General features: G+C 41.2%; 12 protein-coding genes and 1 tRNA gene. 10 read left to right on the top strand and 3 right to left on the bottom strand.

What is annotated here, in order from left to right:
* Positions 1-875, bottom strand: an 875-nt coding sequence (locus VK664_RS28010; RefSeq protein WP_461402040.1) for a carboxypeptidase regulatory-like domain-containing protein, incomplete at its 3' end; no start/stop codon positions are given.
* A 322-nt stretch (positions 876-1,197) separates the two neighbouring features.
* Complete coding sequence (locus tag VK664_RS28015) at positions 1,198-1,752, bottom strand: DUF445 domain-containing protein (protein WP_461402041.1); 555 nt, start codon at positions 1,750-1,752, stop codon at positions 1,198-1,200.
* Positions 1,753-1,887: 135 nt separating this feature from the next.
* On the opposite strand from VK664_RS28015, the gene VK664_RS28020 reads away from it, so the two are divergent.
* The 7 genes from VK664_RS28020 (at position 1,888) to VK664_RS28050 (ending at position 8,486) form a co-directional block, all read left to right on the top strand.
* Positions 1,888-1,961, top strand: a tRNA-His gene (locus VK664_RS28020).
* A 408-nt stretch (positions 1,962-2,369) separates the two neighbouring features.
* Complete coding sequence (locus VK664_RS28025) at positions 2,370-4,532, top strand: carboxy terminal-processing peptidase (protein WP_461402042.1); 2,163 nt, start codon at positions 2,370-2,372, stop codon at positions 4,530-4,532.
* Between the two features lie 104 nt (positions 4,533-4,636).
* Positions 4,637-4,960, top strand: a complete 324-nt coding sequence (locus tag VK664_RS28030; protein ID WP_461402043.1) for a 2Fe-2S iron-sulfur cluster-binding protein — start codon at positions 4,637-4,639, stop codon at positions 4,958-4,960.
* A 12-nt stretch (positions 4,961-4,972) separates the two neighbouring features.
* On the top strand, positions 4,973-5,494 hold the full coding sequence (locus tag VK664_RS28035; RefSeq protein WP_461402044.1) for a KdsC family phosphatase: 522 nt from the start codon (positions 4,973-4,975) through the stop codon (positions 5,492-5,494).
* Between the two features lie 30 nt (positions 5,495-5,524).
* Positions 5,525-6,472: a geranylgeranylglycerol-phosphate geranylgeranyltransferase gene (locus tag VK664_RS28040; RefSeq protein WP_461402045.1), complete on the top strand. Its 948-nt coding sequence runs from the start codon at positions 5,525-5,527 to the stop codon at positions 6,470-6,472.
* Positions 6,473-6,488: 16 nt separating this feature from the next.
* A complete protein-coding gene (locus VK664_RS28045; protein ID WP_461402046.1) occupies positions 6,489-7,103 on the top strand; it encodes a Maf family protein in 615 nt (204 codons plus the stop codon).
* 57 nt (positions 7,104-7,160) lie between these two features.
* Positions 7,161-8,486: a DUF2851 family protein gene (locus tag VK664_RS28050; protein ID WP_461402047.1), complete on the top strand. Its 1,326-nt coding sequence runs from the start codon at positions 7,161-7,163 to the stop codon at positions 8,484-8,486.
* A gap of 56 nt (positions 8,487-8,542) precedes the next feature.
* Here VK664_RS28050 and VK664_RS28055 read toward each other — a convergent pair whose 3' ends face one another.
* A complete protein-coding gene (locus VK664_RS28055) occupies positions 8,543-8,953 on the bottom strand; it encodes an OsmC family protein (RefSeq protein WP_461402048.1) in 411 nt (136 codons plus the stop codon).
* A 47-nt stretch (positions 8,954-9,000) separates the two neighbouring features.
* On the opposite strand from VK664_RS28055, the gene VK664_RS28060 reads away from it, so the two are divergent.
* The 3 genes from VK664_RS28060 (at position 9,001) to VK664_RS28070 (ending at position 11,935) form a co-directional block, all read left to right on the top strand.
* Positions 9,001-9,804 (top strand): hypothetical protein, encoded by an 804-nt coding sequence (locus tag VK664_RS28060; protein WP_461402049.1) that lies wholly within the window; start codon positions 9,001-9,003, stop codon positions 9,802-9,804.
* A 93-nt stretch (positions 9,805-9,897) separates the two neighbouring features.
* Entirely contained in the window at positions 9,898-10,833 is a 936-nt protein-coding gene (gene lipA / locus VK664_RS28065; RefSeq protein ID WP_461402050.1) for a lipoyl synthase, read from the top strand.
* A 166-nt stretch (positions 10,834-10,999) separates the two neighbouring features.
* A complete protein-coding gene (locus VK664_RS28070) occupies positions 11,000-11,935 on the top strand; it encodes a phosphodiester glycosidase family protein (RefSeq protein ID WP_461402051.1) in 936 nt (311 codons plus the stop codon).
* Positions 11,936-12,144 lie beyond the last annotated feature (209 nt).

The following is a 12,144-nucleotide window of genomic DNA, read 5'->3' on the forward strand; positions in this document are numbered from 1 at the left end:
AATTTGGCCTGGCGAATATTGATGTCACCACCAAGATTAGCTTTTGCGCGCTGATCGATACCAGCTCTTAAAGTACCATTATAGCCTGTTTTTCTGTTCTTCTTCAAAACGATATTGAGAATTCCTGCAGTACCACCCGAAGCGTCGAACTTGGCAGATGGGTTGGTTATCAGTTCAACGCTGGCGATTGCATCAGCGGGAATTTGCTCTAATGTGAGGTTTGTCGGGCGCCCGTCGATGAAGATCTGAGGGGCATTGTTTCTCATGGTTACATTTCCATCGATATCGACAGAAAGCGAGGGAATGCTTTTCATGATATCTGTAGCGGTTCCTCCCGTAGAGGTGATATTTTTTTCCACATTGAAAACCTTCCGGTCGATTCCCATAGACATCAATGGTTTTGAGGCAGTCACTGTAACGCTTTCGAGGACTTTGGAATCCATGGTCATCTTAATGTTTCCAAGATCTTTATCAACAGCCGCCAGGGCAGCACTCATGTCGCCTGGTTTTCCCATTTTGAGATCAAATCCGACGGTTTGTTCAACTTCTGAATAACCTATTGCTGAAATTTTGAGACGGTATTTGCCAAACACGGGTAATCCTTCAATACTGAAATCTCCTGATTTGCGGGTAAGCATGCCACCCAGCACAGTATCCACTCTTTTCTTATTTACGCTGTCAAATTTGGTTGACAATAATTGAACGGAAACTGCTTCAATTCCTTTATTGGTTTTTTCATCTACGATTTTGCCATAGAAGTGGCCGATATTCATCGATTGCCCACCCATTCCGCGACCTCCGCCACCACCAGGCATTTGGGCGGTTAAGGTCATTGACGCAAATATGCAAAGCGTCATCAGCAGCACGTTTCTCATGTTAGTAAGGTTGTTTTTGATTAATTTAACTTGCAAGGTCAACATATAAATGGTCACAATTGATGTTAAAGGGATGAATGGTTAGACTCTGCTCAGTCTATAAACCTGTGCGTTTTAAGAAAATAATTTGTTAAAACTCATTAACAAAGGCACAAGAAAATGTTTAGTCAAAGGCACAAGAATAGTTTAGTAAAAGGCACAGGAAAGGTTTAGTAGTATAATCCAGTCATAAATTGGTTTTAGCTGGTAGAGAAATCAGGTTTTGTCTGGAGAAATACTTAAAGTGGCCGATGCTATAAATAATAATCATCTCAAAATCATCTCAAAAAAAATAGATGACCAAATTGATCAGGCCGGTAGCTAATCCGCTTACGATCCCAACAATGCAAAATAGCTTTTTGCCAACCGGGTATAATACCGCTTCTATGGTTGCAGGAGGGATTGCCAGTAATCTTTGACGGAACTCCGCTTTGAAATCAAAATTTTCGGCCAGGTCTGTAACATATTTTTTTAAAACCTCGGGAAAAATAACTTCCAGTTCCTGCATAAAAACCGTTTTTAACTGGGAAATTGTTCTTTCACCTATCAACATACCGATCATTGGAATGGCTGTTTTAAGCCTGTTGCGTAGAAAGTCATCGATATGGTGTTCAATAACCGGCATCAGCTTTAGGAAATGTTCCGGCTTTGCGACCTTCTCAAGCATCTGATCAGGAGAAATAATTTTGGACGATACAAATGAAGCCAGCTGTTCACTGAGTATTGCTCTTTTCTGATTCAGCGCGATACCGATAAAAATTCTTGAAAGAATCCACCCGGCAAGCCAGCCAATCAATGCTCCGGAAACAAGGAATAATAAAAACGTAAGATCTAACATTCAACTATACTCTTTTTTAATCTTAATAAGGTCCGTCTGAACCTGTCTAAAATGGCTGCAAAGAAAGCATAAAGAAAATTCTTTCACATGTTTTTTGAAGGAAATCATAATTCTATTACTTTTGCATTTCAAATGGTGGTTGTAGCTCAGTTGGTTAGAGCATCAGATTGTGGTTCTGAGGGTCGTGGGTTCGAGCCCCATCAGTCACCCATCATAGTAAATTACAAAAGCCGGCTTCGCAGCTGGCTTTTTGTTTTTATAGAGCCTATATTGAAAAGCAGAGCGCCCTTTCTGAAAAACAAAGTGCCCTTCTGAAAAACAAAGTGCCCTTTCTGAAAAGCAAAGGGCCATTCTGAAAAACAAAGTGCCCTTTCTGAAAAGTAACGCGCCTTGCTGAAAAGTAAAATGAAGGAACAGGAAAATGGCCGGTATGATATTCTTAAATCTGCGTTTTTATTTGCATATTGAGCCTGTTGCTGGTTGCGGCATGGATTTTTATTTACTGTAACCAGTTCAAAAAAAGTCACTGAAAAATCAAAAACATTTGGCCAAACCTGATGTTAATATTGATCTTATAGAGCAACAACACATCTTTTTTATCGTTATTTTTGGAATCAATGAAAAAAGCGTTAGCCTTTATGTTTAAAAAGAAAAATTTACCCGTTGTAATCTTACTGGTAGGTGCAGGAATGATACTTGCATTCAGGAGTTTTGGAATCGGCAGCGGGAACCCACCCACTAAATATGAAAAGATTCTTCATAATGTCGGTGATATGATATCTGAAATTCATTATAGTCCTAAAAAGATTAATGATGATTTTTCAAAAGAGATTTTCAACAAATACCTGAAAGAAAAAGTAGATCCCCAAAAGAACATCCTGACCCAGGGTGATATTAATCAGCTTAAAAAGTTTGAAAACAAACTCGACGACGAAATCATGGGCGGGACCGTCCAGTTTGTTCCGGCTGTTTCAGAGATCTATAAAAAAAGACTGGCAGAAACAGAGGCGATTTATAAGGAGTTCCTGGCAAAGCCGTTCGATTTTACAGCGGATGAAACGCTGAACATGAATTCCGAAAAGACAAACTTTCCGAAAAATGAAGTTGAAAGGAAAGAATCCTGGAGAAAAAGATTGAAATATTATGTGCTTGACCGTTATTCCGAATCCCAGGAAATAAGGGAGAAAAATAAAGACAAAAAGGATTTTGTAGTCAAAACGGATGCAGAGCTGGAGAAAGATGCAAGGACTAAAGTTCTTACTATAATGAACATGACTTATGAACGCCTGAAAATAAAAGTGACTGATGATGACCGTTTCAACGACTTCGTAAACACGATTACCGAAACGATGGATCCGCACAGTACCTTTTTTCCTCCTGTGGAGAAAAGATATTTTGACGAACAAATGAGTGGTAAATTTTTTGGAATCGGTGCTTCATTGCTTAGGGAAGAAGATGGTAATATCAAAATAGGAACCCTGCTCACAGGCAGTCCTGCCTGGAAATCAGGTAAAATAGCTGTAGGTGATCTGATCATGAAAGTGGGTCAGGGTAAAGAAGAGCCAGTGGATCTTACCGGGTTTGCCGTTGAAGATGCGATTAAAGTAATCAGGGGTAAAAAAGGAACTGAAGTAAAACTGACCTTAAAAAAAGCAGATGGTGCTGTAAAAGTTATTTCTCTTATACGTGATGAAATCGTTCAGGACGAAACCTTCGCCCGTAGCGCAATTGTCAATGGTCCTAAAGGGAAAATCGGGTTTATTTATCTGCCCGAGTTTTATGCTGATTTCGAAGATCCAAAAGGACCCAGGTGTTCTGAAGACGTTAGAAAGGAAATCATCAAACTAAAAGAACAAAAAGTTGATGGAATCATATTGGATCTTCGAAGCAATGGCGGGGGGTCTTTGTACGATGTTGTGCAAATGGTAGGTCTGTTCATCGAAGGTGGGCCGATTGTTCAGGTGAAAGACAGGGATGGCAAACCACAGATATATTATGACCGGGACAAGAGTGTTCTTTATGACGGTCCTTTAGCTGTAATGGTAAATGAATTCAGCGCTTCTGCTTCAGAAATTTTTGCCGCTGCTATTCAGGACTATGACAGGGGTGTTATCATCGGCAGTACCTCTACCTATGGTAAAGGAACTGTTCAACGCAATATCGGCCTTGATAAAATGCTCGGAATGGTAAATTCCAACAGTGATCTTGGAACGGTAAAACTTACCCTGCAAAAATTCTATCGTATCAACGGTGGTTCTACCCAGCTTCGCGGAGTTGTATCTGATATAGTGCTGCCTGATATTACTGAATATTACAAGGCACGCGAAAAAGACAATCCCGATGCTTTGCCCTGGGATGAAATCAAAAAAGCAGATTATAGCCGATGGAAATATGGCCTGGATCTTAAACCTATCAAACAGGCAAGTCTCGATAGAACAAAAAGTAACGACTTTTTTAATATCGTTTCAACAAAAGGCGAATGGCTGGTAAAACAAAATGATAACCAGGTAACACTTAACCTCAAAAAACATAAGGCTGAGCAGAACCAGATAAGGGCTACAACAAAACAAATTGATAGTCTCAACAAGTTGCCCCTGGAATTGGATGTTCAGGCACTTGCAGAAGATTCTAAAAGGCTTGAATATGATAGCGCAAAATCAGATCGGTTCAAGAACTGGATTAAGAATCTTCGCACCAACGATGTATATCTCAACGAGACGGTAAATATCGTAAGTGATATGATCGTTCAAAAGAACATTGTGTATAATTCAAATAAATAAAATACATCAATAAAACAGGAAAGCTGTCCGGGATTACCGGACGGCTTTTTTGTGGCTGGAATTTCCCCGCCATTCTATTTTCATTTATGTTTGTCTCTTAAACAATGTATTCAATAACATTCCAGCGCTACAAATCAGATAATGAACCGGTAATTCTGCATAAAGTGGAGCCAGGGCAGAGTCTGCTTGAAGTTGCGATGGATCATTCAATTGGCATTGGTCATGATTGCGGCGGGATGTGCAGTTGTGGCACTTGTCATATTTTGCTAGGGAAAGGAAATGAATTCGTTGAATTTAAGTCGAAGCGCGAATTGCATCAACTTGCAAAAGTAAAGGGATCAAACGAAAACTCGCGGTTGGCTTGCCAATGTGTTTTATTGCCCGGTAAAGGCAATTTGATCGTACACTATTCTATCTCTTCCATTTAAATCTGCTTATCAATGTTACTGCTGGATCTTTTTAAACCAATCAGGCTTTTTGTTTTCGATGTTGATGGCGTGTTAACCGATGGTACCATACTTATAGCAGGAGAAGGCGACTATGCACGCAGGATGAATGTGAAAGACGGATATGCTTTGCAGCTTGCCAGGAAGAAAGGCTATGCTATCATGATTATTTCCGGCAGCGACGCTCCTGCAGTGGAGTTGCGGATGCGAAAGCTTGGTATCAACGATGTTCACATGAAAGTGACCGATAAACTAAAATACCTGAGGAGCTACACAACCGATAATAACTATGATCGTTCACAGGTACTATTTATGGGCGATGATATGCCTGACGTTGAAGCCATGAAATATGCCGGTGTTGCCTGTTGCCCGGCTGACGCAGTGTCTGAAGCAAAAGCAGTCGCAAACTATATTTCTCCATTTAAAGGAGGAGACGCCTGTGTTCGTGATGTAATAGAAAAAGTAATGAAACAGAACAATCATTGGCAACATATGGAAGACATTGCGAGTAGATAATGCCACTATAATAATTATCTTCGGAACGAAATGAAGTTAATATTCGCTTTTTTCAGACTGGTGCGATCACTGAACCTGGCGTTTATCGTCCTTACTCAGTTCCTGTTCAGGTATTGTATTGTTTTGCCTGCATTCGCCAGCCAGGCTCTTAATCCCCGGCTAAGTAATCCACTGTTTTTGTTGCTGGTGGTTTCTTCGGTTTGTATTGCAGCAGCCGGATATGTAATCAATGACTATTTCGATCTGAATATAGACCGCGTTAATAAGCCCGGCAAACTGGTGGTCGACAAAATTATCGGGCGCCGTTTTGCCATTCTGTGGCACCTGGGTTTGTCTTTGATAGGGGTGGTTTTAAGTTTTTATGTTGGATGGAAAGCCGGTAACTTGTTTATCGGATTTGCAAATATCGCATGCGTAGTTTTGCTTTGGTTCTATTCTACCACATTCAAAAAGAACCTCCTGATCGGTAATTTTATTATCTCATTGCTGACCTCCTGGGTTGTACTTGTATTATATGTTGCGGAGATACCACAGCTACCTTTTCAGACGATAGAAAACGGGGTACTTCAGGTAGTGAAACGAATTTTTAAACTTGCAGTACTTTATGGCGGTTTTGCTTTTATCATTTCATTGATCAGGGAAGTGATCAAAGATATTGAAGACATCACCGGCGATGCAAGATATGGTTGCCGCACTATGCCTATCGTCTGGGGGTTAAATGTCTCTAAAGTTTTTATCGCCACCTGGCTGATAGTGCTTATCAGTGTACTCGTTATAATACAACTTTATGTGTTTCCATTCCGCTGGTATGGATTGATGGCTTATTGCATCGCATTTATCATCATTCCATTACTGTACATATTCCGGAAGCTGTTTGAGGCAAATTCATCCAGCGACTTCCACCGCTTAAGCAGCCTGGTAAAATTTACTATGGCCACGGGTATTATCTCTATGATATTTTTTAAGATTTACCTTTGAATGGATGATAACAATCATGGATAACCGAAATAAACCAGGTATGCCAAACCACCTTTTTGATGGACGGCGGATAATACTAGCTTCGCAATCAGCAAGACGTCGCCAGTTACTTGAATGGGCCGAATTGAATTTTGAAGTGGTCATAGCTCCGACTGACGAAACATATCCGTTGAATCTTACAATAGATGAGATCCCCATCCATATTGCACGTCACAAGGCAATTGCAGTTCAATCAGGATTAGCGAATGAGGGTTATCCTGTCATAATTGCTGCAGACACTGTAGTGGTATTGGAAGGAAAAATAATCGGGAAACCTGCGTCTGCGCAGGAAGCTTTTGAAATACTTTCACAGCTATCAGGCCGGGTGCACCAGGTTATAACAGGCGTTTGCATCATAGGCAGAACAGAGTTGTTGTTTTCTGATATTACCTCAGTCGAGTTCCATCCCTTAACGGCTGATGAAATCTGGTTTTATATCAATAATTATAAACCTTATGATAAGGCTGGTGCATATGGAATACAGGAATGGATAGGGGTGACCGGCATAAAAAGTATTAACGGTGACTTTTATAATGTGATGGGACTGCCAGTCAGTCGTGTACTGCAAGCGTTAAAAAGCGGGAGCGTTTAAGAAAATATACATGGCCCGGTTTGGGCTTACGCTTAATTTGATAGGGAAAGTGAGCGTATGACCGAAAAACTTCTGCAGTATATATGGCAGCACCAGTATTTTAATAAAAATGACCTGGTAACAGACGGATTTGTGACGGAACCCTTACAAATTATATCTCCGGGAATTTACAATACCGACCAGGGTCCCGATTTTAGCGAAGCCCGGATAAAGATTGGTGAACATTCGTGGGCAGGCAATGTTGAGCTTCATGTCAGGGCATCAGACTGGCAAAAGCACAAACACCAGGAAGACCGAAATTATCTCAGTGTTGTTTTACATGTTGTATGGGAAAATGATCTGCCTGCCGGTACTTATGAACCCGCAATTATTTCCCTCGCCCCGAGGGTTTCCAAGTTTTTATTACAGCAGTATGAAGAATGGATGATGAGCCCTTCTTTTATTCCATGCAGTTCGCAGCTGGTATCTGTGCCTGATCTGATCTGGATGAAATGGAAAGAAAGATTGCTCATCGAACGTCTTGAGAAAAAAACAATGGAGATACAGGATTATCTCCAGTCAAGTAAAAACCATTGGGAAGAAGTATTCTGGTGGTTGCTTGCACGAAACTTCGGCATCACTGTGAATCGGGAAGCATTTGAATCAGTGGCAAGATCACTACCTCTTAATATTATTGGGAAACATAAAAACCAGGTTCATCAGCTTGAATCACTTTTATTCGGCCAGGCCGGATTGTTAAACGGCAGGTTCACTGAGGCATACCCGATGATGCTTAAGAAGGAATTCCAGTTCCTTAAAAAGAAATACCAGTTAACGCCTGTTTTTGCTCCGATCCATTTCCTGCGAATGCGGCCGGTTAATTTTCCAAGTATCCGCCTGGCCCAACTTGCGATGTTATTATTTCAGTCCGAACACCTGTTTTCAAAAATATTATCAGTAGACCATCTGTCTGATCTGCGAAAAATGTTCGATATAACAGCTAATGACTATTGGCATTATCATTATCGTTTTGAAGAGTCCAGCGCCTATCAACCAAAAAAACTAGGATCGCAGATGATAGACAATATTATTGTCAATACGATAATACCTATAGTTTTCGCTTATGGCCATTATCATAAAGAAATAGCAACCAAAGACAGGGTATTACATTGGCTGGACATGATGAATGCAGAGAAAAACCGGATCACCATGAGATTCTATTCATTGGGCATCAGGTGTGAAAATGCTTTCGATAGCCAGGCCTTATATGAACTGAAAACAAAATACTGCGATGAAAAGCGATGCCTGGAATGCGCGGTCGGAAATTCAATCCTTAAAAGACCTGAGCCGTGGCCTTTGGGCGAATCAACCAGGCATTCCGGTAATAGAAGGCATTCCGGTTAATACCAGGTCTACCGGTTTAAAGAAGGAATGCCTGGTTGTCAGTATATCTTAACAAATCAGGCATTCCAGTTAAAATCTGCTTTTATTGCTATTTCGGGATTTATACTATGGATAACAGGGCAGTTATGTGCTGCTCTTTCAAGAATAGTCTTTTGTTTTTCATCGAGTTCCAGTGCAAGTGGAAAATGAAATGTTAAATTTATTCCACTGATTCTTCTTGGGTCAGCCTTCATAATTTTTTCAACGTCAATCTTAACTTCGCTAAGATCAACCTCCATGTCTCTTGCCTTTATGCCCATTATAGTAAGCATGCAGCTTCCAAGGGCAGTTGCTACCAGGTCCGATGGCGAAAAACGCTCGCCCTTTCCCTGGTTATCTGGCGGAGCATCAGTTTCAATAGCTGATCCGGATTTTAAATGCGTGCAAACTGTTCTTAAATTTCCTTCGTATACAACAGTAGAGGTCATATCAGTTTTTAGCCTAAATTTACGTTAGATAAATCAAATCATTACCGGTGAAGAAAATTGTTTCGTTATTTATCGCTTGCATTGTAGTAGCAACAATCCTGGCACAAAACGTGCCCGCTCCAAACAACCCATCCAGAAAAACGCAGAAAAAGAATGCAAAAAAAGAACGGATCAACCAGTTACTTCGCCAGGAAGAAGAAGGTGAATTAATCTTCAATAAACATAGCATCTTCGGATTCAAACTTGCCACTGATGGTTATGGTTTGACTTATGAGTCCGGCAAGTTTAAAACTCCCCGCAAAGCATTTTTGATGCAGTTTGAAATCAGTGAGAAAAAACATCAAAAAGAAAAAAAGCAGGCAGCATCCGCCAATGCTTTCCAGGTGAATTCTGTTGTATATGGTAAACTTGCTAACTTCTACCAACTCAAACTCGGTATAGCCGAGCAACGAATATTAGGTGGCAAAGGCAACAGGAATGGTGTTGCAGTGAGCGCCATTTATGGTGGGGGATTAATACTCGGACTTTCAAAGCCATATTATGTTGATGTACAGAATCCTGCCAATCAAACCCTGCGCCGTACATATCCCCTTATTATTGATAGTAATTATTTTGAGATTAAAGCCGCAGGCTTTGGTGCCGGCTGGAGTGATTCCCAGATAAAACTTGGCGCACAGGCAAAAGTCGCTTTGCGTTTTGACTACGGTCGTTTAAATGACGGGATTACGGCGATTGAAGCGGGTCTCCAGACCGAATATTATGGCAGAAAGGTCCCACAAATGGCTTACAGTGAGCAAAAACAATTTTTCTTCAGTGCCTATGTCACCCTGTTACTCGGCAAGCGAAAGTGATGTATTTTTGCCGGCAGATCGCTTCAAACATTTTTAGAGAGCGGCTGTTATTATACAGCTGTACCGTTTGAAATGATCTGAAAACTGAAAAACATGGATGAACTACCAATAGTTAGTAATATCAGCCAGGAAACGAGGGTTAAGAAACCAGACTGGCTGCGGGTTAAACTTCCGATCGGTGAAAGCTACAAGCATGTCCGCGGTCTTGTAGATACCCATAAACTTCATACGATCTGCGAAAGCGGAAATTGTCCCAATATGGGAGAGTGTTGGGGAGAAGGTACTGCTACCTTCATGATTCTTGGAAATGTATGCACACGCAGTTGTGGATTTTGTGCGGTCGCAACCGGCCGGCCTGATCCTTTAGATTGGGACGAACCCCAACGTGTAGCCGAAGCTATTAATCTCATGAAAGTAAAACATGCCGTTCTCACTTCAGTTGACCGGGATGAAATCAAAGACGGCGGCAGTATTATATGGTATAATACTATCCGGGCTGTAAAAGCGCTTAACCCCAATACTACGCTTGAAACACTGATTCCTGACTTCAAAGGCCAGACTGAAAATATTCAACGAATAATTGATGCTGCACCCGAGGTGGTTTCCCATAATATTGAAACAGTTGAAAGGTTAACCAGGCAGGTGAGGATACAGGCGAAATACCGGAGAAGCATGGAAGTGCTGAAAGTATTGAAGCAGGGAGGCATGCGGACAAAAAGCGGAATTATGCTTGGTCTTGGCGAAACAAAAGAAGAGGTGACCCAGACACTTCGGGACCTGAGTGATGCTGGCGTTGATGTGGTAACTATCGGTCAATATCTTCAGCCTTCAAAGAAACATCTTGACGTGCACAGATTTGTTCACCCCGATGAGTTCAATGAATACAAAGAAATAGGATACCAGTTTGGTCTCGACTATGTTGAAAGTGGTCCGTTGGTACGTTCATCTTACCACAGTGAGAGACACGTTATAGCGGGTTATGGCAGGAATGCGTGGCTTAAAAGCAAAGAAACTGCATTAGAGTTATGAGTTATGAGTTATGAGTGATGAGTGAGTTAAGAAGTTATGAGTAATAATGCATTTTGTATTTCAGAACTCTCCCCGTTCATAATTCATTTCATATCTGGCATTCCATTCATCACTCACTCATAACTCATCACTCATAACTCATCACTTAATCCATCGGCACTTGAGAATGATTAAAATACTAGGCTTCCTGCTTGCAGCAGGAATGGCTGTTAAAGCGCAGGTCCGATGGGAAAACGTTACATCTGAATTTGGAAATCTGCCTGCCTCTCTGCAGGTTTACAAAAGCACCGATTCTTTTAAGGGGCGTCCTTTTATTGGATATTATGTTATAGCTGATCTTAAGGATAAAAATCTGGATTTTACCACTCAAACCGGGGCTGGCAAACGTTATACGCCAGCTCAATATTATCTAAGAGATGACTCGCCATTGGTTGTGGTAAATGGTACTTTTTTTTCTTTTACAACCAATCAGAATCTTAATGCATTAATTAAAGACGGGAACCTGGTTGCTTATAATGTACCCTCTTTAAAAAGCAAAATAACTGATTCGTTTTACTATCCCACAAGAGCTGCGATCGGAATTACAAAAAAACGCAAGGCAGATGTCGCCTGGCTGTTCACCGACACAGCAGTGATCTATCCTTATGCCTTCGAAAAAGATCCTTTAATTGCTGCTGGCACTAATCCCGATCCGGCTTTCAAGGATTTGAAGACCTTCAATAAATGGAAGCGCTGGAAGATGGAAACAGCTATCGGTGGGGGACCGGTACTTGTTCAGAATAAAAAAATAAGAGTCACGAGCAAAGAAGAACAGATGTTTGTGAACGGCGAAAATGACCGGCACCCACGCACAGCAATGGGATACACAAGTAACAATAAACTTATCATTTTGCTGGTACAGGGAAGATTTCCCGGTGAAGCTGAAGGTGTAACTCTTCATGAAGAGGCTGAAATTCTGTTAAGCCTGGGATGCGTTGAAGCATTGAACCTTGATGGTGGTGGCAGCAGTTCTATGCTTGTGAATGGGCATCAAACAATAAAACCCTCAGACAAAGGCAATGAACGACCCGTGCCCGGGGTGTTCCTGATTAAGAAAAGTTAGAGCGAATTCCTATTTTTATCGGTTGTTCTTTTATGGATTGTTATTTTTATATGCATTTTATGCTACAGCTATCGAAAGTTATTTCAGGTCCCAGGCAAGTGCGCTGGCGCCAAGTATAGCTGCATCAGATTCCTTCAGATGACTAACCAGTATCCGGACTTTGTTATGGAATACCTGGATTAAATTTGCTTCCATTGCTTCGCGTGTCG

This window comes from Flavitalea sp., from assembly GCF_035489435.1.
Classification (GTDB): Bacteria; Bacteroidota; Bacteroidia; order Chitinophagales; family Chitinophagaceae; genus DATHKG01.

Bases quoted from the DNA above. Each gene is read 5' to 3' on its own strand.
- VK664_RS28015 (WP_461402041.1), bottom strand. From the start codon at position 1,752: ATGTTAGATCTTACGTTTTTATTATTCCTTGTTTCCGGAGCATTGATT.
- VK664_RS28025 (WP_461402042.1), top strand. From the start codon at position 2,370: ATGAAAAAAGCGTTAGCCTTTATGTTTAAAAAGAAAAATTTACCCGTT.
- VK664_RS28030 (WP_461402043.1), top strand. From the start codon at position 4,637: ATGTATTCAATAACATTCCAGCGCTACAAATCAGATAATGAACCGGTA.
- VK664_RS28035 (WP_461402044.1), top strand. From the start codon at position 4,973: ATGTTACTGCTGGATCTTTTTAAACCAATCAGGCTTTTTGTTTTCGAT.
- VK664_RS28040 (WP_461402045.1), top strand. From the start codon at position 5,525: ATGAAGTTAATATTCGCTTTTTTCAGACTGGTGCGATCACTGAACCTG.
- VK664_RS28045 (WP_461402046.1), top strand. From the start codon at position 6,489: ATGGATAACCGAAATAAACCAGGTATGCCAAACCACCTTTTTGATGGA.
- VK664_RS28050 (WP_461402047.1), top strand. From the start codon at position 7,161: ATGACCGAAAAACTTCTGCAGTATATATGGCAGCACCAGTATTTTAAT.
- VK664_RS28055 (WP_461402048.1), bottom strand. From the start codon at position 8,953: ATGACCTCTACTGTTGTATACGAAGGAAATTTAAGAACAGTTTGCACG.
- lipA (WP_461402050.1), top strand. From the start codon at position 9,898: ATGGATGAACTACCAATAGTTAGTAATATCAGCCAGGAAACGAGGGTT.
- VK664_RS28070 (WP_461402051.1), top strand. From the start codon at position 11,000: ATGATTAAAATACTAGGCTTCCTGCTTGCAGCAGGAATGGCTGTTAAA.